This window comes from Stratiformator vulcanicus (assembly GCF_007744515.1).
Classification (GTDB): Bacteria; Planctomycetota; Planctomycetia; order Planctomycetales; family Planctomycetaceae; genus Stratiformator; species Stratiformator vulcanicus.
Map to the genome: position 1 here is coordinate 4,953,556 of NZ_CP036268.1, position 22,211 is coordinate 4,975,766.

Here is a 22,211-nt window from a genome sequence, read left to right on the forward strand (position 1 = left end):
GGACCCGGTTCTTGAAACCACGCTCTATCACCAACCGTCGGCAGGATCTCGATTGCCGCGATGCCGCGACGAATCGGACTGAATCATCCCACGGAAGTACGCTTTGCCCTGCGGATCTTCATCGGGATAGGGATCGATGCTTTCCGGGTCGTCCGGGTCCGCTCTTAGAAAGCTGATGACGCCGAAAATCGGGAAGAATAAAATCCAACCCAGCCACAGCATCTTGAGCTTCGGCGGCAGGTCCAAGGTCCATAACCGCCGGAATGCCCAGAGATAGAGTGCCAGCACGGCAATAGAACCGGCGATCAGCAATACTTCCATCTAAGACTTCCTCTACTTTCGCGGATGGCCCGGAGGTTAATACCTTCAGGCGGCGGAGCCGCAAGAGGTTTGGTGTTCGATTCCGGCCGCTGAGGGTGGTACCAAGTTGCCCTCTGGCTTGGCTTCGCCGTAATCTCGAACAGGTGTCATCTATCGGAAGTCCGCCCCAAAACCTCTTGTCGCTTCGCGACCCGGAGGTGTGACCTCCGGGCTACCCGTGCGGGGTAACGCGGCCTTGCTGGAGGGGTTATCTCCAAACTCGCTCAACTGGGGGTAGGCGAAAGCGCCTGTCCCCAGCCACCCGTCGCTATTTCAATGACGCCTTGGCCTTTGGGAAGGCCCAAGTTCCGTCAAGTATTTCAGTCCGCGGTCGATAGAGCCTGACCATATAACTCCATCCCGCCATGATGCGAAGATAGTTTGGTGCATCTGGGTCGCCGCCGAAGTGAATGGTGATGGTGCCGTCCTCTGCGGGTTGCGCGGAAACGTTGTTCACCGAAGCTTGTTCAGCGGGCGCCTCGAAGAATCCATCCTTGTTGTAAACAATGACTGACCAGAAGCCGTCGACCGGGACATCCTTCACAGTCAATACGTGCGGGGTTTGTCCGTCATTCTTCTCCGGCGACACATTCAGGTAGATCGCGTCTTTTCTCTTGTTCCCCCCGAAGCCTCCTGCCGTTCCAATCAAGTGCCGGACCGGATCTACTTCATCTTTGCGACCAAACATCCCTGAGCTGTCCGGTACCCAAGGGGACGTCGCTAAAATTGCTTTCCGAAGATTGGCCAACTCCGTTACATCCCAATCGGGTGCCACAAATTCTCCCGGACTTTTTTGTGTCACCTTGATGGAATCTTGAATTCGACGAAGTTCCGCAATGTCAGCAGGGTCGTCGGCATTCACGAAGGTCCGCAAGTTCACCTGGATGTATCGCGTCCCCATTTCTTCTTGAGTAAACGTGTATTTGTCAGGTTCGTAGATCGTCCGCTGCAAGTAGTGGTCTTCGTTGACCACCAGCATGGACTGAAAGCGGTCACCTGTATCTGGCTTTTCGATTGTGACTGGGTTCGTGAGGTCAAAAATGGCGACACTGTAAGGCGTGTCACGGTTCATTCGGATGACGGGTTGTCGATCGACCGGTGTCGGTTCTCGGTCGTGAACGAACTTCCCAAGCGCACCCTGCGCGACTCGTTTCCGAAAGTAATTATCCGTTTCTGCGCGAACGAAATTATCGATCGTAATTTTGGGCGCAGTTTCTTGTGCGACGATCGGCGATGTTGGAAGAACAGAAAGAACGAACAACGCTGCCGCATACTTTTTCGCAATCAATTTCGCAACGTGGAAAGACTTCATAGTTAAATTTCCCTCGTGAATTGGGAATGCTCCCAGGAATTGGCCTGAGAGCAATCGCGGTTGGCCCCGAGGTTATTACCTCCGGGCGGCGGAGCCGCAAGAGGTTCGGTGTTCTAATTTGTTGGAACAGGGTCGTCCCGCATCGTCGTCTGACTGGGCCTCGTTGTGATCTGAAACCCGCGTCGTAAATCGGAAGTCCGCCCCAAAACCTCTTGTCGCTTCGCGACCCGGAGGTGTGACCTTCGGGTTACCCGTGTTGATCAAGCCGAACCTACTGTCGTAAATAGCAGACCCCCGATCGGGGCGCTTAACCGGCATCGGAAAGCCCGAAGTTTGCCGCGAACCCACGAATGAAGTTTTTAACCTCTGGGTCGGTCTGCTCAACTGCAAGCTCTTCGAGAGTACGGCAAACATCCTCAACTTCTGATTCAGTAAGGCGCTGCAAATTCGCTGCAATTCCTTCTAAACCGCGCACGCTCACGTCCTCATCGATAGCATCATCGTGGCAGAATTCAAAAACTGCCGCAGCGTCCACGATTGTCTTCACAAGTATCCTGTTCATTGATCACTTCGATCTCAATATCAATTATCCGAGGTCGATAAATATTTTGCGCGAATGGCTCGGAGGCTATCACCTCCGGGCTACCCGCTACCCGCGTTCAGGTTAACTTCTAACAGCGAAATAAACTTTGCCCCGCGTTCCCGAAGGGATTCAAAGCTAGGACTTAAATCTGGATATGAAGTATCACAAAGCCGAATCGGAATAATATGAGAATCGGCAACATCCCTGGTCACCTCTTTTTGGAGTTTAGTGACTGTCTCTGCCGCTTCAGCGAAGTCTTTGCACGTGCATTCAAGCAAGGCCGCGTACGCGATTCCTAAGATGAGTCCATGAACTTCAACCGGATCGCCACCGAAGAAGGTGGGATACTTCAAAACATGCCTGGCAGCCGCCACAAATTTTTCTGGATTCGCCATGTATCTTACAGCTTTGGTGTAGACGTGGGTGGCGCGGAGTTCACCACCTCCGGGCGGCGGAGCCGCAAGAGGATCGATGTTTAGGTCCGCTGGCTTAAGGGCATATCGAGTCGCTCTCTGACTTGGCTTCGCCGTAATCTCGAACAGGTGTCGTATATCGGAATTCCGCCCCATAACCTCTTGCCGCTTCGCGGCGGGTGGCGGGTCTGAACCGTAGGGCCAGACCCGAATCGCATTGAGTATCCTCCCAGCGAATGGACGCAAGTCGTCAGTCTCACACTTCGGGACTCGCCTTTCAGTTGAGCCCCGCCACACATCGTGAATCTGAGTCATTTAGCACCCTCGATAGACGGAACGAGTACTTGCCGAGTGTCCGAAAGATTCTCACCAGCTAGGCAACTGGTGTTTAACTTCTCCGTTTTCGTCATGCGCTCGCAATTCAGGAAAGCCGTTACCGGGTCCCCAAGAAATAAGTTGGAGCCGCGTAGCCTTGCCATCATTCAGTATGATATATGCGTTACCAGCGTCTTCCGAGACACTACTTCTTGCGATTGCTTTCATTTCAATGCGATTGAGGCCATCGCTGTCGAGGATTCTGACCCGACCGTTGATCGCGAGGACGACGTCTTTCAGATTTTCGTCGTATCGTACTGTAAGACTCTTATTACTGAGCGAGAGTGTTTCCGCTTCGAGTCCGCGAGTGACCCTCGCTGGTCCATTCACAACGAGAACACCGTTTTGGTCTATAGAGAGGCTGGGCAGCGCCTCAACAATCTTTCTTGCCCTTTTCGCATTCTTCTGAGCTTCCTCTGCCGCAGCGATCGCTTTCTGCTTCTTCTCCTCAATTTCTTTGATCACCTCTTCAGGTAGTCTTTGTTCCACCTCCTGTTTCACTAGTTCCGTAATCCTTCGAGGTATCTCCCATGCCGATAGCCCGAATAGAATCAAAATCGCTACGGCAGCCGCGCCTCCAATGGCAAGTGTTTTGTGCTTTAATCGTTCCAAGCGAGCAACCCGCTGCGGAAGGCGTTCCAGCTCTTCCACCCGCTTGGAAAGGCGTTCCAGCTCTTCCACCCGCTTGGAAAGTTCGTCTACTTTCGCGTCAATTTGGCTAATTGCTTTGTCAGATTCAGCGGACATCGATCTTCTCCTTCTATCGAAATTAAGCCAGCGTTTAGTGGTTCAGGGCGTTTATTAGACATTGCGCGGGTGGCCCGGAGGTTACTACCTCCGGGCGGCGCAGCCGCAAGAGGTCTGGTGTTCGGTTCCGACCGCTGAGTGTCTTACCGAGTCGCCCTCTGCCTTGGCTTCGTCCTTATCTTAAACCTGCGTCGTAAGTCGGGAGTCCGCTCCAAAACCTCTTGTCGCGTCGCGACCCGGAGGTGTGACCTCCGGGCTACCCGTGCATGCATGTAACTCATTTCGTAATTCACCCCGCATTCGCCCGCTCATCGACCTCGACTCGGGTCATGTGAAGCAGTGAGCAGAAGGCGTCCGACTCCGGGATTTCGGACTGCTCGTCGGCGTAGCGGCCGATATAGAGTCCGCCTTGAGTCAGGAGTGCCGACTCCGGATGACGGACCTCGAATTCACTTCCGTCCGACAGATAGAGCCGGAAGGATCGAAAGGGTCTGGCCCGCAACAGCCGGTGAATCTTCTGAGTGAATTTGATCGGCTCGTCTTCCATATCGCGTCTCGCGCTGTTGTCGAACCAGTTCTCAAACCATTCCATTCTCAAACGCAGCGCAACCGTAATTGCACTTGGCGAACGGTCGCGCGTCAATGGTCATCGGATCATCAGCAGAGCGCGAGTTGGGAGAGAGGCGTGCGTGGCAGCAATTCCACAATAACAAACGTCGGCGCAACCGGGGTGGTTCATGGGTCCGGATCGAAAAATTGCGGCGGCGATTGTCCCCGGGTGGGAGGGGGGAATCGCCGCCGCAATGGGTGTGTGTTGGTGGTGCGGGACTTCTCTTGGTTGCGCGCTCCCTGGCGGGCTTGGCTCGACGGGGGTGATTACGTCGCCGGGGCCGGTGGGGGTGGAGGAGCCGGGTTGCTGCTAAACAGGCTCACTAATTGGGGGACCTGCCCGGCGGGTTTCCAGCCGTCCATACCTGCGGTCCAGACAAGCGTGTCGGGCGTCACCTGACCGCTGAGAATGCCCTGTTGGAAAGATTGCTGAGGGAATGGTCCTTGGGTTTGTCCGTTCGCGGCGATATGCCAGCTTGCTTGAGGTGGCGGTGGGGGCGCCGAAGGCATGCCTTCGGCTTGGGGAGCACCTCCCATGCCTGCGAATTTATTGGCCATAGCGAAGCCCATGCCCATGCCGAGGCCTTCGCCCATCGCTCCGCCGCCGCCGGGATTATTCGCCATATCGCCCATCGCGGTGCCGAACTGATAGGCCTGATAGCGACCCATATCGCCGATGATTCCCATGCTGCTCCGCTTGTCGAGGGCCTCCTCGACCGCCTCGGGCAGGGAGACGTTGAGGATGAACAGAGCCGGGACTTCGAGGCCGTATTCGTCGTCGATCCGCTCATTGACGAGCTTGGCGAGTTCGTCCCCCATCTCGCGGTAGTTCGCCGCAAGGTCAAGGGCTGCCACCTTTTGCGTTCCGAGCAAGTCGGCGAAGGCGCTCACGATGATCGATCGCATCAGCTCGCCGATCTCGTCGGCATCGACTTCGCTATCTGTCCCGACGAGTTCCTTGAGCAGGATTTTCGGGTCGAGCGCCTTCATCGTATAGGTGCCGAAGGCGCGGAGCCGAACGGGACCGAAATCGTCGTCCCGCAGCATGATCGGGTTTGGCGTGCCCCATTTCAGGTCGTTGATCTGCCGGGTGCTGACGAAGTAGACCTCACTGCGAAAAGGGCTGTTGAAGCCGTGTTTCCAGCCCTGCAGCGTGGAGAGAATCGGTAGGTTGTCGGTGGAGAGTTCGTAGTGACCCGGCTCGAAGACGTCGGCCAGTTCGCCGCGATGGACGAAGACCGCAACCTGTCCCGGTCGGACGATCAATGCCGCCCCGTTCTTGATTTCATTCTGATAGCGGGGGAACCGCCACACGAGCGTCGAGCGGCTGTCATCGACCCATTCGATGATGTCGATCAGTTCGGCGCGAAGTTTGTCGAACAGTCCCATAGTCGCGGTGCTCCGGTTGAGAATTGAGAGTCGAGGGACTCTTCGGGGAGGCATCGCCTCCGATTCATGTGAGTATCGTAACGTCGAAATTTTGCGGGGGCCAAGCGAGAACGATCGTCTGGCCGAAGCGGTTCATCGAATCTTTGTGATTGACTGACCCGAGGATATCGTAAGTTCTGCGTGATCGGCACATTTTGCCCTGTTTTACCGCCCGGCAGGGGCGTCAAACTGCTTGGGACATTTCGGCTGCGAAGTAACAAGCGGCCGCGCACGCGGCGGCTCATGGGGTAGCGTTGCATGTTCTGTCGATTTGTGACCTGAGCATGTTCCGCCGCCCCGTCCGGAGGCTTCTTGATGCTGATCTTTGATCTACTTTTCCGCCGATGCGTCCCAATCGCGGCCGCGCTGCTTTGCGTAGTCTCCGTGGCTGACGCGGGTTGCAAGAACTGTCAGAAGGGGGGCCACGCTTTCAGTGGTCCAATCCGACCGATCCCCGAGCCGATGACCAATCATCATTCGGTCTACGGAGGCTCGACGATCCATCAGAGCGTGCCCCAAGGCATCGTGACGCATAGCGATCATCCGCATGTCGCGACGCCGTCTCACGGGCATGTGGAGTCACACGGGCATTTCGGGTCGTCCAATCGGGCGATGGTTCGGCAACCGATCGCGCCGCCGCCGGGAACGTTGGGCCGGAGCTATTTCCAGAAGACCGAAGCGATACCCGCCGACGAGCACCCGCGAATGGCGATTCTGGAGGTGAAAGTCCCCTCGCAATACGTGCCTGATCCGGCTCCCGGCGTGAGTACCCGGGTCACGCTCGAAGACCCGCGCGGTCGGCTTCCGGCCCTCGAAGAGAAGGACATCTACTATGACGAAATGAGAGATGCCTGGGTCTTCGAAACCGATCCGCTGTGGCCCGGTGTGCCGCAGATTTATCGGATGCGGATCGAAAAAGTCTTCTATAAAGAAGAGCAAGTCCGCCGTTACGGTCGATTGGTGGCCCAAGAGGTGGAAACCGGTTCGGAAGTCGTCGGCGAAAAGTTCTATCGCCTGATCCCCGGCCGACGCCTGTACGTCACCTGGTAGGGGCCATTGGCGGAAGCACCGCTCGCACAAACCGGCGACCGCAGCATGTTCGAAGCCCGGCGATCTTGAAATCGCCGGGCTTTTTCTATTGCAGTCGGGCGTCGAACGTGTTTTTTTCAACACTCGCTACCCCTCACTCGGTGAGGAACACTCTTCTCAGACCAGTCGCAGATCAGAACAGTCGCAGATCAGACCGTCGAAGCCGTTCGTTCCGGGCCAGCAATGACTGATAGCGTTCGTGGCAAATACTTGATCGCCGGACATCACCTGAAGGATCCGAACTTCTTCCGGACCGTTGTCCTGATGGTGGAAGACAACGACGGCGGGTCGATGGGGTTGGTCGTGAACAGACCGACCGAAGTCGAAGTCCGGCAGGCCATCGCCGAGCACTTCGACCTGCCAGAGCTCGATGAACCGGTCTACTATGGCGGGCCGGTCGAGCCGGAGGCGTTGTTTGTGCTGCACAATTCGGTGGAGAACAGCGGAGGAGAATTGCCGATCCTGCCCGGACTCTTCGTGGGCAATAGTGCCGAGGCATTCGAGCAAATCGTGAAGTCGGTCGCGGCCAACGGCGACGAAATGCGATACCGAGTGTTCGCCGGCTGCGCCGGATGGTCGCCGGGACAACTCGATGGAGAAATTCGTCGCGGGGACTGGCATCTGGTCGAAGGTGAGACCGACCTGCTGTTCTCAGCCGACCCTTACGATGCCTGGGATCGAATGATTCGACACGCCGGCGATCCGCACCCCTTCTTTCCCGATCAGAAGGGGAATCCGGAATGGAATTGACCGCTGTGCTCCAAGATATCGAGTCTTGTTCAATGCGAATAGAATGATTTTTAAGAACCGATTCTGGTTATCTGTTGCGGCTTTATAATGGGCTATTCCTGCAAACTCTGAAGAACCGCCGGTCGCGGTCCCTCTATTGACGGGCCACTCGCTCCAGAGAATTGGGCAATAGCTTTCATTGTTGCGGTCAGGCCCTCGATAGCCCGACGCGCGAGCAAGGCGATTCGGCTTCCGCAGGTGGGGCCGCAATGGGCCTCTTTGCCGGCCGTTCTTCGGCAAACTATTTGCGTCGCAGGACGATCCAAGATTCAATTTGTTTGAGACGCTCTCACTCGCTGGCGCGTCGGGCTATCTGTCGTGATGCTTTCGTTGGACCGTCTTTCTTTGCCCGGCCATGTAGCGGATCAATTGTGTCACCTTCGGTGGTGCTTCTCGACCGCATTGATGACAATCAGCCTCAGACAATTCCTCCTGAGATACCGAATCGGGCGAATCGCTTTTCTCCAGCACGATCAAGCAAAATGCCGCACGTTAAACTGACCGATGCCGACTCGGGCTCCTCGGCGATAATTGCCGCGGACCTCGGGTTCAACTGCTTCGAATTCGTCGCGAATCTCGGCGGGACCGAGGTCGATGTTCTCGCCAGGCAGCCTGAATTCCCCGACGAAGGTGGTAAACCGAGTTGGAGCGGGATTCCGATTTTGTTCCCGTTTCCGAACCGAATCGCCGCGGGCAAATTTACCTGGGAGGGAACAGATTATTCTCTTCCTAAAGAACTGGTCGGGTACGCCGGTGACAATGCCATCCACGGGTTCTGCCTCGACCGTCCGTGGCGTGTCACGCGGCAAACGGCGAGCGCTGTGACGGGCGAATTTCAGCTCTCCGTCGATGATGCCGAGCGTCTCCCGCTGTGGCCGGCTGATTTCAAGATCGAACTTACCTATGAGGTTCTCGGACCGGCCCTTCGCGCTGACATCAAGATTTCCAATCCGGATTCCAAGTCGCTGCCGTTCGGCTTTGGGACGCATCCCTATTTCAAATTGCCGCTGTCCCCGGGGAGCGATGCCGCCAAGTGTATCGTCGACGCTCCGGCATCGACCCGCTACCTCCTTGAGGACGGCATCCCGACGGGCGAAATCGTCCCGGCTGAAGGTGAATTCGATTTGCAAGGCGGGGCCGAGTTCGGCTCGCTGAAATTGGATGACGTCTACGGCGGGCTGTCTTATGAAGAGCAGGGATTCGTCTGCTCGGTGATGGACCCCGCCGCCGGTCTTCAAGTAACCCAGACCTGCGATGCCTCATTTCGAGAACTCGTCGCGTTCACGCCGTTCTGGCACTCGGCGGTTTGCCTGGAACCGTACACCTGCCCGACCGATGCAATGAACATTGGGGATCGAGGGCTCGACTCCGGACTGCGGGTGCTCGAGCCCGACGAAGAGTTCCACACTTGGTTTGAAATCCGCGTCGGTCCGGTGGTGGCGTGATCGACAAATCGCGGAAGTTGCGGCGGCGGCTAATTAGATGGCTGCTTTTGCTCTGCCGTCCCTTGCTTGCGCTGCGGGCTTGTGTGTGTGCCAATTACGCTGGGGTGCCCGGACTCCAGAGGACGTCTGCCCTGCCCTCGTCATTCGCCAGGCGGGCGGCGACGAATAATAAATCGGACAGTCGATTCAGATAGATAGGAACAAGGGGGTTCACCTCTTCCCGTTCGGCGAGTCGCCAGACTTCGATCTCGGCGCGGCGGCACAGCGTGCGGGCCAGATGCAGAGACGCTGCCTGCTCAGTTCCGCCCGGAAGAATGAAGCTGGTCAGCGGCTCCAGCCGGTCCGTCGCGGCATCAATCCGCCGTTCCAACTCTGTCACCTGATCGGGTTTCACGCGCAGTGCGGCATCCGGCTCTGGCCCTTCTTCGGACGGCAGTGGAACGCAAAGGTCGGCACCTAAATCGAACAGATTATTCTGAATGCCGATAATGAGCTGTTCGCATTGATCTGGAAGCCCTGCCGCAATCGCCACGCCGAGCGCGGCGTTGAGTTCATCGACAGTGCCATACGCCACGACGCGCTGCGATGTCTTCGCCACGCGTGCGCCATCGCCGAGTCCCGTTTCGCCATCGTCGCCAGACTTTGTGTAAATGCGATTCAGATAAACCATTCAGTCGGCTCGGAGACCGGCACGCACAGGCGCCGCGGGGAACGGGAGGGGATGCGCTTGATTCGCTTCGAAATTTTCGGGTACTCGGATCAGTCCATCACTGATCGGCAGGCGGGTCATGTTGAAACTCACCGAGCATAGCTTCGTACTCCGGCAGTCCGTGCAACGAAGTCAGATCGGGGTCTTTGGCCATCCATTCGATCTGATCGAATCCGAGTCGGACGGATTGACCTAAGAGCGTGATCGCTTTGGTTTCCATTTGCCGCAGCCGTTTTTCGTCGACCGGTTCCTCCTGCGCTTTCAGGCGAGTTAACGCCACGCCGTATACACAGGCCGTGTTGTAAGGATAGAGCGCACTGTTTTCGAATTCCTCGGCCCACTCTTTCGTGCGCTCGATCGCCGCTTCGATATCGCCCCCGGTTTGCACCGACAGGATGGCGAGGCCGGTGATCGCGAATTCGTCATAGGGATTGAGCTTCAGGGCGGTCTGATAGTCGCCCATGGCCTGTTGCAGATTGCCGAGTTGGTATCGCGCGTTGGCCCGCCCCGCGAAGGCTTCGGCGTGCTGATCATCGATTTCGACCGCCAGCGTGTAGAGCTCCTCGGCATTGCCCCACTGCTCTTTCGCGGCGGCGTTCTTGGCCGGCAAAAAGAACTGCTGGGCGGGTGATCGATAACGCAATTGCCGCAGAGTCATCGCGACGTGCCGGCTGCGATCGCTTCGCAGGTCGGCCATTACAACCTGCAACGCCTCTTGGGCTTTCGACGAGCCGATCTTGGCCAAGGCGTTCACCGCAGCCGTCCAAATCGACCTGTTACTGTTGGCAACCTGCTCGATCAGCAACTCGACGGCCTCCGCGCTCCCGTCGCGTTCCAACCCCTGAATCGTCGTCAGAACGACAGCCGCACTTCCCGTGCGTGTCGCTTCGGGAGCGAGCGCCATGAATTGCGGCGAGCCGATGTTCGACAGGGCCCGCATCGTAATTTCCCGCTCACCGGCCGACATGCTTCGAAATGACTCGGCAAGAAGGCCTGCCGTTTGGAGATCACCCAGTTCGGCGAGCAGCGTGATCAGTTTCACGCGGTCCCCGGCTCTTGCAGCCCGAAACTGGGCCTCTGCGATGTCTTTGGTGCGGGCATCTTTTGTTTGCAACAGCAATCGGAGGACGTCACTCGACAGTCGACCCGATTTCAGCCGATCGAGCGCGAACTCGGTCGCGAGTTCATCGAAGTCGGGATCGGCCTTGTTGACGACGGCTGAAAACGCAACTTTTTGCAGGTGCTCGTCATCGCCGAACAGCAGCTTTCGCAATAGCGGCAGCAACTGCGGATGTCCGATATGCACGAGGGTCTGAATGGCCTCAGCCCGCACCGGTGACTCGGGATCGATGGCTGCTTCATAAACGATCTCTGACCACATCGGCCGCGGATGTCGGCCCAAAGCCCTGACAACCGCGGCTTGCGACGCGGGAAGCCCGCCGGCCAGCAGGTCCGTCAACGCTTCGTGCGCCGTGGGAAAACGTGAACCGGCTAAGCTGTCGAGCGCAGTCGCGGCCGCCTCGTCATCGTCGCCTCGGGCGAACGCCACGAGCGCGTCGACCGCCGCCCGGTCACCAAAGTGCCTGAGTCCAGTGATGGCCGCATTTCGGACCTGGAGGTCTTGTTCGCGCGACCATCGAATCAAGAGACGAGAATCCGGAATATGCTCGGCTCCGATGCGAATCACGGCCGGTCGAACCAGCGAATGCCCTCGCCCCGCCTGCGCGAGCAATTCGGACTCGCTGAGCTGCCCGATCGCCGTGCGAAGGGCAGCCGCGACGGCATCGGACACAGAATCATGCGCGTAGTTGCGCGGGGGCGGCTGGGGATAGGAGTACCGCGGCGAAGGCGGGTTCTCGGGAAGTCCGGAGATGTGGAATTCATTAATTCCGCCCGGAAAATTGGGAAAGGCATTCTGTTCGAGCGGAGTCGCCCCGAGTCGGGACGCCTCCGTCACAAGCCACTGCAGAGCGCGCTGATCGGCTTGCTTCTGCGTGCCATCGAAGGCAAGCACAAAACGTGTCGCGCCCTTGCCGACCAGTTCACGCAGTGAGTTCGTCAGCAGCCGGGCTCCGGCCACGTCCAACGTCCCGGAGACCGTGAGAATCCCCAGTGCGTTACTCGGTCCCGTCTGTTCGACTTGCAGCTTCAAACGCTTAGCGGCGTCTTCGCCGAGATCGACGGCCACTTCCTCGCCGGTCGATGCAAAGAACTTCAGCACCAGTCGTTCGGGTTCTCCGTTGGGGAGGCCGAAGAACGAGATGTCGATTTGCTCGGACTCGCCCCGGCCGAGCCGAACCGGCTCTTTCGTCTCGATCAGCCGGGTCTGGACGTTTCGATCACCAATTTTCAGTAAGAACAATCCCTTTTGCGGCCCACGTCCGAGCGGGATGGACTTTTCATCCGCCTCAAGCCGAATGCGATCTCTCGGGATTGTGATCGGGCCGTCGGACAGGTTTTCCAGCCGGACCGTCGCCGCGAGGTAAGTCTGCGCCGGCAAACCGACACCACCGCCGATCGTGTCGGACGAACTGACCTCAACGCTGGCCCGGAACGGAGGTTGAGTTCCCTGCGCCGCGGGATCGTCGCCAAGGACTACCCCGGACCCGACGGCGAGCAGGGCGAGGCCGAGACCCCCGCGAAAAAACTGATTTCGGAAACAATTTATCGCCAGCATGTTCGTTCTCATCCGGTCATTCCAGCACGTCCGGCTCGGCAAGTGAAGCCAACTCCCGGCCAAGTCGGACAATTCACTCGATTTGTCTGAGAGCTCGACTCGAGTTGGTTCGCGGTCATGGAACTCATCATAGGCCGATGTGAGACCGTGGTTGAGTGACGTTTCGTGCGATCGAGTCCATCCGTCGAAATTGGAAACTCCGGTTTACGGCCGAGCGGGAAATTTGCTAGATCACGCTCCCCATCTCCCGGCCGCCCGGCCGAAATTACCCTCCAATTGATCACTTCGAGGTCCTCATGCGATCCCTGTTCGCTGGCGCGCTGTTGCTGTCCGCTGCCCTGTCCGGAATCGGCTTTGGAATGGATGCCGATCCCTTCGTCTCAGATGACGCTTGCTCCATTCCGTCCGCCACCTGCGGAAACGCGATCCCATCAGATGCCGGCATGCCGGGCCGTTTCATCCCGGCGGACGGTGCCAAGGCGATGTCGGTGTCGGTGACGCAGACTTGTTCAAAAACAAATTCGGAGTGGACCGACGTGGGCGACAGCCTGCGAAGCTGGTCGAACGCCTCGAAGACCCTGTTTCCGGTCACCTCGGCCGAACGGCTTCGCCTGGCTTACCAGCACGCCAACTGCAGCGGTCATGAATTGAGCTTGCTGGCGGAACTGCGAGGACCAGTCGACGTCGCCGAGCTCGGCAAGCAGTATCGCTGGGAGAAAGGCGAATCGGATCGCACCCTCGTCGGTCGCCCCACCGATTCGATGGAACGGCTATTCGTCGATCGCTTCGAGGTCACGCTCGACGAAAAAACGAATCTGCCGACCAGCGTCAAAGTTTGGTCCCGACGCACGCTCGGAGACGAAAACACCTTCGCCCTCGATACCGCCACGCGTCCGACGCACTTCACGCAGGTCCGACCGCCGGCGAATCCGATCCGTTTCGCCTCTGCTGAAGCGCCCTATATGGCGGCCCCGACTGAGTCAGGCATCGTGACGGCTTCGGCAACCGACGTTCCGCCTGCTCCGGCGCGTTGATCCGGCGCGTTAATCAGATCAGTGCGAAAACATGACTACCGCGGGTCTTCCGCCGCTTCGAGCGGCGGGAGCTCTTCGGGATTCGCAGCAAGCTGCGTCGCCCATTGATGGATGAGTTGCTCCAAGTCGCGATTGGAGAGTTCGGCGCTGCGGGCGAAGACGAGCCAACCGGCCGCGTACCAGAAATTGCCCGACATTTCGTGCGGGGCGACACGGAATTGAAACATCCGCGTGGCTGCGGTCCCGCCGAAGGCGCGAAAATGAAACCGGTCGCCGTCGTCGAGAAGTTCGCGGGCCGTCTGATAGACCTCTTGTTTCTGATCGGTCGACGCCCGATAGATGTGCAGGTCGAGCCGACGATCGCCGTTGCGGTATTCCCCGTGTGCTCCGGGCAGATCGATCTTTAGCGCGGCGAAGGCGGGCGTTTCGTCCCATTCCACCAGCTCGTAGTCACCAAGTTGGCTGGGGAACATCGCCGCAGGACCCACGTCGGCAGGCGGTGGCAACCAACGTGTGGAAAACTGCTCCCAACGCTGCGAGCGTTCCAATTCTTCCGCTGAGTAACGCGCCGCATTCCACCCGAACAGTACGAGCAAGCCGCCGCACGAACAGACGAAAACAACTGCGGTGGCGCAACCCATCAGCAAGACGTTACGCCCACCGGATCGCGTTTTTTGCTGCGAATCTGACAAAGGAATAGCCTATAATATCTTCACGGTTTCAGCAGGCAGGCCCAAAGATTCCGCCTTCGCGAGAAGGCTTGGGTCAGGCACCTAAGACTGGTCAAAATCAGACTATCGAATCAGAGCGTGGAGTTCGACGTGGAAAGCGAGCCTGACAAATTTGTCGATAAATTGCGGCAACTCCAACGTGCGCAACCATTTCGTCCCTTTCGACTCTATCTCACTGATGGAACACAATTCGAAGTTCGACACCCCGAGGCTGCTTGGTTGACGAAGGGGGGGCTATACGTCGGCCTATTTGAAGACGGTTCCGAAGATGACGTGCCGGAGTCGTCAGCATTCTGCTCACTCCTGCATATCACACGCGTCGAAGTCGGCGAGCGAGCTTCTGCATAGGTTTTGGTCGTTTGCCGAAATCGCAGAGTGGCCCAATTGAGCCTACCGCTCCGAACCTATCGACTTACCCTTGTGACTCGTCTCGCGTCGAGCGGTCGTGGCAGTTGACGTACAGCTCTGAGAGTCTCACCATGCCCGACCCGCTTGCGATGCGAGTCAAACATATTTCGCGGGGCCCTAGCTCAATCGGTTAGAGCAGCGGACTCATAATCCGTCGCCGGTGGCGGTATTTTCGGTGTCCTCCCTTTGTTTTTCAGTGTTTTTCAACGCGGGCGTTCTGGTGAATACCCTTAAATGTCGTTCGTTGGGGGTCGGGCGGGCGTCGCGACGCCCGCTCAGTCGTATGCCTCAATGCTGCCATCGGATGCCCGGTGGCCGCGGCGAACTCGGCTCAAGTCTCCGCCTCCCTTCAATCGCTCCCACCATGCCATCAGCGTCGGGTAATCGTAGAGCGTTTGTCGGGCTACTCCGACCTCCCGTGCGACCTTGGACAGATTCGGTCGGTCCTGATCGAGCAGGGCGAGGATAGCTTCTCGCTCGATATTCCGAGGATGAGGTTCGGCGGTTTTCTCGGCAGGTGGCAGGCGACTTTGTGAGCAAAGAGCCTGCAGGGACTCGGCTATCAGCCGTTGACTTTCGGCCATCGAGCGGAGCAGCTCGACGGCTTCGTCTGGAAATTGTGTTGACGTAACGCGATCGGACACGATACGATCCTGTCGTTCGTGGGTAGCCTCATGGACCTGTCGGCCTCGGGGAGTGTTCCTAGCACTGCGATCCGATGGCCGGCACGAAGTTCTCTCGCTCACGCGATGCAATATCTGGCCCGGTGTGTTCTAGCACGCCGGGCCTTTTGCATTGGCGGAGCGGCTCCGTCTCATCCGCTCATGGGCTCGGCCTCCAATGCGAAACCCCGCTGCCGCGGAGGAATGGTCCGCGACAACGGGGCGTAATCACCCGGCAGTGCCGGATGCTGATTTGTATCTCGCGGCGTCCATTCCACGCCAATGGCTGTGGCACGCTTTGTAGCTACAATTCCCCGATGCTGCAACTGCGGTATTCCCCTAACCGGCAAATTTTGCTTTGATTCGGGAATGAAGAAAAAGGCACGGAAGCCAGAAGGCAGCGACGAGGCGACTTCCGCCCGGATTTCCGAAGTCACGCTCAGGTTTCGGACCGATAGAGCGAGGGCCGACTGGTATAAGAGGGCCGCTGCAACAACGCCGACGGGACAGTTTTCGTACTGGGTTCGACTCGCCTTAGACGAGGCGGCTGAAAAAGCGACGGGCGAGCGGCCGAAAGACATCGTGTAGGTCACCCGGGCGATCAGCTCGGCGAGGGCCTCGACGGGGTCGATCAGGGCGACGGCGGTTCTCGTGGTGAGCAGCCAGCAATAGACGTACGGGTAGCGCATGGTTGAGGCCAGAGGCTAGAGACGATGGGCCGGAGACACCGCGCAGCTTCGATCGAGTCGAGCGGCGGCGGAGTGACGCGACAGGCAGGTCCGACAGGGGACGCGTTGCGTTACAGGGCCGGAGAAGCGAACCGGCGGAAACAGGCGGCGTGCCGCATTTCGCGATCAAACTTCGCGACGGATTGCCAGCCGGACCAGAATGAACTGCCGGCGGCGATCAGGTTTTGGTTGTCGATCATTGTTGCACCAAGGTTGCCCCGAACGGGGCCGGTCGTTCGCCGTCCTGGCGTCGATTCCGATGGGTGTAAGCTAGTGCAGTTCCCTCCCCTCCGCAAGATGCCGCGGCGGATGTTTGGATAAAATTTTCCGATTGCGATCTTGTCGCCCGTGGGATGATGCGAATATATTATCGCATCACCGGATTCCGAGCGAGAGGGGGCGACATGACCGACCGGGAAGTGATCCAGGCGGCGGCGGCGAAACTGCGACGAAGCGGTGACCTGGAAGACGCGGCGATCGTCAGGCGGCTCGACGAGATCGCGGCGAGTCTCTACCGACGCGGCCGGCGACCCTCAGGCAACTACATCGAGTTCGAGCGAGCCGTCGCGACCTACGGCAGCCAGCGCAAAGCGGCCGACGCCCTCGGCGTGTCGCAATCGGTTATCAGCCGAACCCTCGCCAACCGCCCTAGCTGACCGGCGATGCGGTTATATTTTCGCATCAGCCTTAGTGTCGCAGCGGGCGACGATTCACGCGCGAAGTTCCGCGACGCAGCGTCTACGGCGACCGATCACCGACCGACTACATCAACTCTGCGATCGAGCGGGCCTTCGGCCCCGAGTCGGCCGATACCGGGGCGGCATGACCGTCAACGAGCCGGGCGGCGAGGTTGCCGAGACTGCCGCCGATGATCAGGCCGAGCGAGCCGACCACGAGGGCGACCACACCCCCGATGGTGAGGTTGTCGGCCGCGGCGATCGGGAGCGTCCACGCGGGCACGAACGCGATCGCGACGACAACGCGGACGGCGAGGTTGGTGATGAGGTGGGCGTCGGACATGCGATTCCTGTTTGAGTCGGTGATTGAGATACGAGCGGCGCACGGCCGCGGACGGATCAGCCCGCCGTGAGGATCGAGGCGAGGTCATCGCCGTCGACCGAGACGCTGAGGATTTTTGCGTGCGGGCCGCACCGGCCGAGTGTCTCCGCAAAAGAGCGGATGGCCTCTTCGAGCGATCGGGCTTCGCGGTGAACGCTGGCCGTTGGAACGCCGGCGTGAACCGATAGGGTGCAATCGTCACCGCCGGAAGCATAAAGCCAGTCGGCAAATTCGACGCTGCCGCACTCCGGCGGCAGCGTCACGTCGAATGAGTAGGTCTTCATCGTCGTCCTTTCATGTCCCGCACGGGCAGTTATCGATTTTGCGGCGAATGTCTTTCGCGTGATTCCCGGCATTTCGCGGTGTCGAGGAAACGAACACAAGGCAGACGCCGGGACACTTGAGCGAGCCGCACGCGTGGCCGCGTTTGTGTTCTTCGTAGGTCCAGCCGCGCCCCACAGCGTATTCGATGGCCTTCGAGATTTCTTTTTTCTGGTGATACTTGGCCATCGTTCCCGCCCTTGGTCTTGCTTGCCCCTGCGATGTTTGAATAATACCCGAAATCAGATTTCATTCAATATAGAAAAAGGGAATATTTCAAAATGCCCGAAAATAAATCGGACGGCCGGGGCGGAGCGAGACAGGGGAGCGGTCGGCCGACGCCGTTTGAGGCGGGGACCGACCGGACTGCGGTTCGGATCAATCTGCCCGGATCAATTGTTGCCGCCGCGGACCGGTGGGCCGCGGAGCGAGGCGTCGACCGGACCGCCGCGATCGCCTACATGATCGGCAAGGTGACCGGCGAACCGGTCCCGTGGCGGGATGGAACGCCCCCGCGAAAAAGCTGATCCGATCAGAATTGCACTTCGTTCAGGTGGGTTTACGCTATGCGTACCACTTCTCACTGATCGGAGAGCTCGATGATGCTGCGGATCGTCACCCTTGGAATTGCGGCCGGGTTCCTCGCTATGTTTCTGGCATGCGGTGGGTCGGATCGGCCGCGGAGTGCGACGTTCCGCGAATCGACACCGGCGCCGCAGGTTCCGCCACCACAGGTCGCCTCGACCAATGAGAGTGCCCCCGTCGAATCGGCCCCCGCGGTAGAACCTTCGGCTCCTCAGCAGCCGAAGATGGGGAGCTACTCAGCCATGTCGATTGCGAAAGAGGCGGTCAAGAAGACCCTCAAAGCACCCTCGACCGCGGAGTTCCCCTCCCTGACATGGTCTACCGGCAACAAGCTGACCACCGATAGCGACGGTCGAATCTGGATCGAATCGTACGTCGATTCGCAGAACGGATTCGGAGCACAAATCCGAACCGAATGGTCCGCCGTACTGCAACCGCTCAGCTCGACTCAAGCGAACATCCTGTTCCTGCAGGTCGGCGAGACCATCGTCGTCGACAAAATGTCGGCCTTGCTGGCTGAGAAGCAACGCGAGCTGGAAGTTGCAAGACTCGCGGCCAAGCGGGCTGAAGCCGAAGCGAAAGCGAAGGCGGAGCGGGAACGATTGGCGAAGATCGATCTGGAACAGGCTCGGCCCGCACTCAACGATGTCATCGCGTCGATCGATCCGCCGACGACCGCCAAGGACATTGATGCGGCGCGGCAGAAGCTGGAAGCGGTCGTCGAGGCTTACCCCGGCACCGGTTCGGCGGAACAGGCTGATGACGAGAGCAGTGCGTTGGGATCGCTACGAACGGTCTTTCTCTACCTGAACGCTGGCAGCAAAGACAAAGCCGCCGACAAGCTGCGGGACGTGATCGAGCGGAAGCCGGGGACGATCGCCGCAAAGGCGGCCGAGAAGCTACTCGCCGACCTGCAGTAGCTCCGACTGCGAAGCCGTCGGAGTCGCTGCCGCAGGCACATTGGGTCGAATGACCCCCAGGCGGCCGCGTTTTCCGAGCGGGCGATTGAGACGGTCGGCGATGGCGTGGGCGAGCTGCCATTCGGCGTCGCGGTGGACGTCGTCGATCACGATGACGGTGTCAGCGTGACAGAGCGGTTCGATCCGGCTCAATATGCCGCGGCGGTTGCCTTCGCCCTGGGGGCCGTCGATCAGGATCAGATCGTAGGGCGGACCCTCCAAGGGCGGACCTTGATGCCGGACTTCGTACCAATCGCCCGCGAGCGGGCAGTGGAGCGCTCCGCTGTCGATGGCGACCTTGCGGTCCTGCTCGATCGCGAGGTGATCACGGACCCGGCCGCGGATCAGACGCGTCGACAGACCGCTGCCGAACTCGAGCGTCCGCATGTCGTGCCGCAGGAGGTCCCGCAGCGTATGCCACGAATCGAGGTCGATCGACCAGCTCGGCGAGTGACCGAGACCGTGCCACCAATCGACCGCGGCATCGTATTCGGGGTCACCCGTCCGGCGGGCCCGTCCGTCCGCCTCATATCGGACGTAACCGGTTTCGGCGGCGAAGACGGCTTTCGGGTCGACCTCATCAGGCACGACGTGAGAGGCCCGCCGGCGTCCGCTGTTGTCACCGTGACCGACCGCCGAGTGCTTCGCGATATGCTGGGCGAGCGACGGATGATAGACGCGGCCTTCGAGGTGCAGCTCGCTGACGGCCATGCCGATCATCGTATCGACGTTCTTGATCGTTTTCGGGTCGGCCTTGCGGCGGGCCCGTTCGGCTTTCGATCCCCCCGCCCCGGTCCAGCCCCGACAGGTTTTCGAGTCGAGAATCCGCCGGAGCTGCCGCGGTTGAAAGACCAGGGCACACGCCCCCCACAGCGACGGCGTGCCGGTGCGATGACAGCCGACCGGTCGCTCTTCGGTTTTCACCTCGAAGCCGCCGCCCCCGCCTTCGCCGCCGCGACGAGCCGTGCGATTCGCGGCCTGCTCGGTGAGGTGGCGGCTGACGAGTTCGCCATCGGGGCGATAGACGCTCCACCGCTGGCTGTAGTGCTTCGCACAGTAGAGCGAGACGTAACCGACCCGCTCGCAGGGCCACAGGTCGGCTTCGAGAAACGTTCGCGACTGCGGATGGACGACGGTGTCGTCCTGCACGATCAGGATCGCATCGGCATCCCCATCGAGCAGGTCGTCGGCGGTCTCGATCCAATTCCGGTAGCAACCGCGGGTCGTCTCACGTCGGACGATCGGCACGCCGAGGCGGTCGCACTCGGTCAGGTGGACCGCACAGCTCCCCGGTTCGGCGAACACGATCGGTTCGAACCCGGCGGACATTAAACTCTCGACGGTCTTGATTAAGGTCGGAGAACGACGCGGGGCGGTGGTGACGCCGACTCGGAAATCCATCTTAATGGTCCTCGCGATTTCGCTGGTGGATATAGAGGTGCTCGCGGTTCTTCTCGGCCGTGAACTCCGAGCGTTCGAGGCCGTCGCGGAACCCGGACTCACGGCCCGCCGTGTAGGCGAACGCGATCACCGCCGCGGCGACGGCGACGGCGATCAGGAATCTCGGGAGGGTGGCGTAGCGATCGAGGTCCGGCATTTAAGGCCCCGCGGACGGGGTGAGCGTGATGGTCGCGGGCCACGTGTAGTGCCAATAGCCGTCGCTCTGTTTGGTGAGGACGAGATCACCACCGGTCAGCAGAGCACATTTCTCCGCCTCATCCGCGTAGAGTGCTCGGTAGAGGGCGATCCAAGTGTTGCGGCTCGTTGAAATATCGAGTCGCAGCCAGCCCCACGGAGTGTCCCACAACCGCAGAGACCCAAACCGACAGTCGTCAGCCGGAGCGGCAAAATTCTCGGTGCCGCCGTGTATATCGTTGTCGGTCCACTCGCACCCCGATGAGTGACCGAGGCGGTGGTATTTGGTGTACGTCGCCGTGTCACCGGGTGTGCAGTCCCAAGTCGTGGTGCGGATGATGTCGATCGAGTCGATGTCCCAATACTGCGGCACGTCATCGCAGCCGCAGGCGGTGACCTTGGGGATGACGATCGCGGAGCTACTCGATCCGCTACTGGCAGAGCTACTCGAGCCGCTGCCGAGGGAGCCGCTGCCATCGGAGGCCGAGACCGATCCCTGGCTGTTCGAACCGCTCGCCGAAACCGAGGGTCCGCTGCCGGAGATCGAACCGGAACCGCTGCCCGATCCACCGCTCCCGGACCCGCCGGTTCCCGATCCCTGGGAGCCGCTTGCCGATGCGGTGCCGGACCCGCTGAGTGATCCGGTGCCGGAGGGCGAACCGGAGCCGGAGGCCGAACCGGACACACTCGGCACGACGGCGATGCCGTAGCTGTTGAGCACGAACAGATCGCCGCCGGTGCCGGGGGCAAATGAGACGAGCAGGTCGTCGGAGTAAGTGATGTCCTCCGGGGCGGCCGCAAAGATTCGATCTCCCGATAGGTCGACCGTCGAAGACACCTGCACGCCGGCCGCATCATTGAACAGGACCGAGACCGGCTGCAGCTCCCACACCCGCAGATCACCGCTGCCGGTCGAGGCGCTGGCCGAACCCCCTTCGGACGTGCACCGCCCGAGCCGCACACCGCCACCATCAGAGCCACCGATCAGAGCGAGGGCCCATCGTAAATCGACCCCGGCGGTCGATTGCCCGGAGCCGGGGTCCGGCTCGACCCACCACAGCTTGAGCGGCCCGGTGGTGCCGGTTTTGAAGTGGCGTGCGAGGTGGTCGCCCGTCGTGGCGGCACTCGCGACGTCGGTCACGGCCGCGTGGTCATCATCGTCATCGGTGACCTCGACCCGCACGAGGCTCGCCCCGATCATCAAGACGCGACCGGTTTCGCCATTCGGGATTGATTCCAGAGCGATCGCCGGTGTCGCGAACGGGTCCCCCGTGTCGAGCGTCAGCAGGCCGGTCGGCGAGTCCTGCTCGAACCCGCCGTCAGCGGGGCCGAGAATCGACCCGGCAACGAGGCAGGCGTCGAACTGCTCAACATCCCGCCCCGTGTCATTCTCGACCAGCAACCAAACCCCATTCACCCCCCGCCCCTTCGACGCTGCCGCAGGCCCGGAAGCGGACCGTGTCCGCCTGCCCGCGCGGATCATGGCGTTCCAGGTCGACGCGCGGAGGTCGATGCGATCGCCGGGCTGCAGGACGGGAAAGGGTTCGTTCATC

The 22,211-nt window shown here is 59.9% G+C and carries 26 protein-coding genes; 8 read left to right on the forward strand and 18 right to left on the reverse strand.

The features are described 5' to 3' along the window. Positions 1-27: 27 nt before the first annotated feature. The 7 genes from Pan189_RS19830 to Pan189_RS19860 all read right to left on the reverse strand — a co-directional run bounded on the left by Pan189_RS19830 (position 28) and on the right by Pan189_RS19860 (position 5,788). Positions 28-321, reverse strand: coding sequence for a PLD nuclease N-terminal domain-containing protein (locus Pan189_RS19830; RefSeq protein WP_145365819.1), 294 nt, complete (start codon positions 319-321; stop codon positions 28-30). Positions 322-628: 307 nt separating this feature from the next. After that, on the reverse strand, positions 629-1,672 hold the full coding sequence (locus tag Pan189_RS19835) for a DUF1214 domain-containing protein (RefSeq protein ID WP_145365820.1): 1,044 nt from the start codon (positions 1,670-1,672) through the stop codon (positions 629-631). A gap of 307 nt (positions 1,673-1,979) precedes the next feature. Next, positions 1,980-2,234, reverse strand: coding sequence for a hypothetical protein (locus Pan189_RS19840; RefSeq protein WP_145365821.1), 255 nt, complete (start codon positions 2,232-2,234; stop codon positions 1,980-1,982). Between the two features lie 80 nt (positions 2,235-2,314). Further along, a complete protein-coding gene (locus Pan189_RS19845) occupies positions 2,315-2,650 on the reverse strand; it encodes a hypothetical protein (protein ID WP_145365822.1) in 336 nt (111 codons plus the stop codon). Positions 2,651-3,034: 384 nt separating this feature from the next. Then, complete coding sequence (locus Pan189_RS19850) at positions 3,035-3,790, reverse strand: hypothetical protein (protein WP_145365823.1); 756 nt, start codon at positions 3,788-3,790, stop codon at positions 3,035-3,037. Positions 3,791-4,079: 289 nt separating this feature from the next. Beyond that, positions 4,080-4,382 carry a hypothetical protein gene (locus tag Pan189_RS19855; RefSeq protein ID WP_145365824.1) on the reverse strand — a complete coding sequence of 101 codons (303 nt, stop codon included), beginning with the start codon at positions 4,380-4,382 and terminating at the stop codon, positions 4,080-4,082. A 284-nt stretch (positions 4,383-4,666) separates the two neighbouring features. Continuing rightward, the gene (locus Pan189_RS19860; protein WP_145365825.1) at positions 4,667-5,788 is read right to left on the reverse strand and encodes an SPFH domain-containing protein; all 1,122 of its coding nucleotides are present in this window, start codon (positions 5,786-5,788) and stop codon (positions 4,667-4,669) included. Between the two features lie 501 nt (positions 5,789-6,289). Between Pan189_RS19860 and Pan189_RS19865 the strand changes: the two genes are divergently transcribed. The 3 genes from Pan189_RS19865 to Pan189_RS19875 all read left to right on the forward strand — a co-directional run bounded on the left by Pan189_RS19865 (position 6,290) and on the right by Pan189_RS19875 (position 9,150). Next, positions 6,290-6,877: a hypothetical protein gene (locus Pan189_RS19865; RefSeq protein WP_145365826.1), complete on the forward strand. Its 588-nt coding sequence runs from the start codon at positions 6,290-6,292 to the stop codon at positions 6,875-6,877. 222 nt (positions 6,878-7,099) lie between these two features. Next, on the forward strand, positions 7,100-7,666 hold the full coding sequence (locus tag Pan189_RS19870; protein WP_145365827.1) for a YqgE/AlgH family protein: 567 nt from the start codon (positions 7,100-7,102) through the stop codon (positions 7,664-7,666). Between the two features lie 521 nt (positions 7,667-8,187). Beyond that, entirely contained in the window at positions 8,188-9,150 is a 963-nt protein-coding gene (locus tag Pan189_RS19875; protein ID WP_145365828.1) for an aldose 1-epimerase, read from the forward strand. 94 nt (positions 9,151-9,244) lie between these two features. On the opposite strand, the gene Pan189_RS19880 is transcribed toward Pan189_RS19875, so the two are convergent. Together Pan189_RS19880 and Pan189_RS19885 are read right to left on the reverse strand one after the other, a co-directional pair. Continuing rightward, on the reverse strand, positions 9,245-9,820 hold the full coding sequence (locus tag Pan189_RS19880; protein WP_145365829.1) for a cob(I)yrinic acid a,c-diamide adenosyltransferase: 576 nt from the start codon (positions 9,818-9,820) through the stop codon (positions 9,245-9,247). 97 nt (positions 9,821-9,917) lie between these two features. Beyond that, positions 9,918-12,548: a HEAT repeat domain-containing protein gene (locus Pan189_RS19885; RefSeq protein WP_145365830.1), complete on the reverse strand. Its 2,631-nt coding sequence runs from the start codon at positions 12,546-12,548 to the stop codon at positions 9,918-9,920. Positions 12,549-12,832: 284 nt separating this feature from the next. Between Pan189_RS19885 and Pan189_RS19890 the strand changes: the two genes are divergently transcribed. Then, on the forward strand, positions 12,833-13,570 hold the full coding sequence (locus Pan189_RS19890) for a hypothetical protein (protein ID WP_145365831.1): 738 nt from the start codon (positions 12,833-12,835) through the stop codon (positions 13,568-13,570). Between the two features lie 35 nt (positions 13,571-13,605). Here the strand turns inward: Pan189_RS19890 and Pan189_RS19895 are convergent, their stop codons facing one another. Further along, positions 13,606-14,211: a hypothetical protein gene (locus Pan189_RS19895; protein WP_145365832.1), complete on the reverse strand. Its 606-nt coding sequence runs from the start codon at positions 14,209-14,211 to the stop codon at positions 13,606-13,608. Positions 14,212-14,391: 180 nt separating this feature from the next. Between Pan189_RS19895 and Pan189_RS19900 the strand changes: the two genes are divergently transcribed. Next, positions 14,392-14,649, forward strand: a complete 258-nt coding sequence (locus tag Pan189_RS19900; protein WP_145365833.1) for a hypothetical protein — start codon at positions 14,392-14,394, stop codon at positions 14,647-14,649. Between the two features lie 335 nt (positions 14,650-14,984). On the opposite strand, the gene Pan189_RS19905 is transcribed toward Pan189_RS19900, so the two are convergent. Both Pan189_RS19905 and Pan189_RS19910 read right to left on the reverse strand, forming a co-directional pair. Then, entirely contained in the window at positions 14,985-15,353 is a 369-nt protein-coding gene (locus Pan189_RS19905) for a helix-turn-helix domain-containing protein (RefSeq protein ID WP_145365834.1), read from the reverse strand. 170 nt (positions 15,354-15,523) lie between these two features. Next, the gene (locus tag Pan189_RS19910; RefSeq protein WP_145365835.1) at positions 15,524-16,060 is read right to left on the reverse strand and encodes a hypothetical protein; all 537 of its coding nucleotides are present in this window, start codon (positions 16,058-16,060) and stop codon (positions 15,524-15,526) included. 443 nt (positions 16,061-16,503) lie between these two features. On the opposite strand from Pan189_RS19910, the gene Pan189_RS19915 reads away from it, so the two are divergent. Further along, positions 16,504-16,755, forward strand: a complete 252-nt coding sequence (locus tag Pan189_RS19915) for a helix-turn-helix domain-containing protein (RefSeq protein WP_145365836.1) — start codon at positions 16,504-16,506, stop codon at positions 16,753-16,755. Positions 16,756-16,861: 106 nt separating this feature from the next. Here the strand turns inward: Pan189_RS19915 and Pan189_RS19920 are convergent, their stop codons facing one another. From Pan189_RS19920 to Pan189_RS19930, 3 genes are read right to left on the reverse strand one after another with little or no spacing between them, the layout of a single operon-like run. After that, positions 16,862-17,119, reverse strand: a complete 258-nt coding sequence (locus Pan189_RS19920) for a hypothetical protein (RefSeq protein WP_145365837.1) — start codon at positions 17,117-17,119, stop codon at positions 16,862-16,864. Between the two features lie 56 nt (positions 17,120-17,175). Beyond that, entirely contained in the window at positions 17,176-17,442 is a 267-nt protein-coding gene (locus tag Pan189_RS19925; RefSeq protein WP_145365838.1) for a hypothetical protein, read from the reverse strand. A gap of 10 nt (positions 17,443-17,452) precedes the next feature. Further along, positions 17,453-17,668, reverse strand: a complete 216-nt coding sequence (locus Pan189_RS19930; protein WP_145365839.1) for a hypothetical protein — start codon at positions 17,666-17,668, stop codon at positions 17,453-17,455. Positions 17,669-17,760: 92 nt separating this feature from the next. Here Pan189_RS19930 and Pan189_RS19935 point away from each other — a divergent pair, with 92 nt between their 5' ends. After that, positions 17,761-18,006 carry a hypothetical protein gene (locus tag Pan189_RS19935; protein ID WP_145365840.1) on the forward strand — a complete coding sequence of 82 codons (246 nt, stop codon included), beginning with the start codon at positions 17,761-17,763 and terminating at the stop codon, positions 18,004-18,006. 72 nt (positions 18,007-18,078) lie between these two features. After that, complete coding sequence (locus Pan189_RS19940) at positions 18,079-18,984, forward strand: immunoglobulin domain-containing protein (RefSeq protein WP_145365841.1); 906 nt, start codon at positions 18,079-18,081, stop codon at positions 18,982-18,984. Here the strand turns inward: Pan189_RS19940 and Pan189_RS19945 are convergent. Genes Pan189_RS19945 through Pan189_RS19955 form a run of 3 tightly spaced genes read right to left on the reverse strand, consistent with a single transcriptional unit; the run spans position 18,964 to position 22,210 of the window. Continuing rightward, positions 18,964-20,424 (reverse strand): O-methyltransferase, encoded by a 1,461-nt coding sequence (locus tag Pan189_RS19945; RefSeq protein WP_145365842.1) that lies wholly within the window; start codon positions 20,422-20,424, stop codon positions 18,964-18,966. The genes Pan189_RS19940 and Pan189_RS19945 overlap by 21 nt on opposite strands. Position 20,425: 1 nt before the next feature. Continuing rightward, on the reverse strand, positions 20,426-20,620 hold the full coding sequence (locus Pan189_RS19950; RefSeq protein WP_145365843.1) for a hypothetical protein: 195 nt from the start codon (positions 20,618-20,620) through the stop codon (positions 20,426-20,428). Then, positions 20,621-22,210, reverse strand: a complete 1,590-nt coding sequence (locus Pan189_RS19955) for a hypothetical protein (protein WP_145365844.1) — start codon at positions 22,208-22,210, stop codon at positions 20,621-20,623. Position 22,211: the final 1 nt, after the last annotated feature.

Coding starts and splice junctions, on each gene's coding strand:
- Pan189_RS19895 (WP_145365832.1), bottom strand. CDS start 14,211: ATGGGTTGCGCCACCGCAGTTGTTTTCGTCTGTTCGTGCGGCGGCTTG.
- Pan189_RS19925 (WP_145365838.1), bottom strand. CDS start 17,442: ATGAAGACCTACTCATTCGACGTGACGCTGCCGCCGGAGTGCGGCAGC.
- Pan189_RS19845 (WP_145365822.1), bottom strand. CDS start 2,650: ATGGCGAATCCAGAAAAATTTGTGGCGGCTGCCAGGCATGTTTTGAAG.
- Pan189_RS19860 (WP_145365825.1), bottom strand. CDS start 5,788: ATGGGACTGTTCGACAAACTTCGCGCCGAACTGATCGACATCATCGAA.
- Pan189_RS19950 (WP_145365843.1), bottom strand. CDS start 20,620: ATGCCGGACCTCGATCGCTACGCCACCCTCCCGAGATTCCTGATCGCC.
- Pan189_RS19850 (WP_145365823.1), bottom strand. CDS start 3,790: ATGTCCGCTGAATCTGACAAAGCAATTAGCCAAATTGACGCGAAAGTA.
- Pan189_RS19875 (WP_145365828.1), top strand. CDS start 8,188: ATGCCGCACGTTAAACTGACCGATGCCGACTCGGGCTCCTCGGCGATA.
- Pan189_RS19910 (WP_145365835.1), bottom strand. CDS start 16,060: ATGCGCTACCCGTACGTCTATTGCTGGCTGCTCACCACGAGAACCGCC.
- Pan189_RS19930 (WP_145365839.1), bottom strand. CDS start 17,668: ATGGCCAAGTATCACCAGAAAAAAGAAATCTCGAAGGCCATCGAATAC.
- Pan189_RS19915 (WP_145365836.1), top strand. CDS start 16,504: ATGACCGACCGGGAAGTGATCCAGGCGGCGGCGGCGAAACTGCGACGA.
- Pan189_RS19955 (WP_145365844.1), bottom strand. CDS start 22,210: ATGAACGAACCCTTTCCCGTCCTGCAGCCCGGCGATCGCATCGACCTC.
- Pan189_RS19945 (WP_145365842.1), bottom strand. CDS start 20,424: ATGGATTTCCGAGTCGGCGTCACCACCGCCCCGCGTCGTTCTCCGACC.
- Pan189_RS19890 (WP_145365831.1), top strand. CDS start 12,833: ATGCGATCCCTGTTCGCTGGCGCGCTGTTGCTGTCCGCTGCCCTGTCC.
- Pan189_RS19880 (WP_145365829.1), bottom strand. CDS start 9,820: ATGGTTTATCTGAATCGCATTTACACAAAGTCTGGCGACGATGGCGAA.
- Pan189_RS19940 (WP_145365841.1), top strand. CDS start 18,079: ATGATGCTGCGGATCGTCACCCTTGGAATTGCGGCCGGGTTCCTCGCT.
- Pan189_RS19830 (WP_145365819.1), bottom strand. CDS start 321: ATGGAAGTATTGCTGATCGCCGGTTCTATTGCCGTGCTGGCACTCTAT.
- Pan189_RS19855 (WP_145365824.1), bottom strand. CDS start 4,382: ATGGAATGGTTTGAGAACTGGTTCGACAACAGCGCGAGACGCGATATG.
- Pan189_RS19835 (WP_145365820.1), bottom strand. CDS start 1,672: ATGAAGTCTTTCCACGTTGCGAAATTGATTGCGAAAAAGTATGCGGCA.
- Pan189_RS19870 (WP_145365827.1), top strand. CDS start 7,100: ATGACTGATAGCGTTCGTGGCAAATACTTGATCGCCGGACATCACCTG.
- Pan189_RS19865 (WP_145365826.1), top strand. CDS start 6,290: ATGACCAATCATCATTCGGTCTACGGAGGCTCGACGATCCATCAGAGC.
- Pan189_RS19885 (WP_145365830.1), bottom strand. CDS start 12,548: ATGAGAACGAACATGCTGGCGATAAATTGTTTCCGAAATCAGTTTTTT.
- Pan189_RS19920 (WP_145365837.1), bottom strand. CDS start 17,119: ATGTCCGACGCCCACCTCATCACCAACCTCGCCGTCCGCGTTGTCGTC.
- Pan189_RS19935 (WP_145365840.1), top strand. CDS start 17,761: ATGCCCGAAAATAAATCGGACGGCCGGGGCGGAGCGAGACAGGGGAGC.
- Pan189_RS19840 (WP_145365821.1), bottom strand. CDS start 2,234: ATGAACAGGATACTTGTGAAGACAATCGTGGACGCTGCGGCAGTTTTT.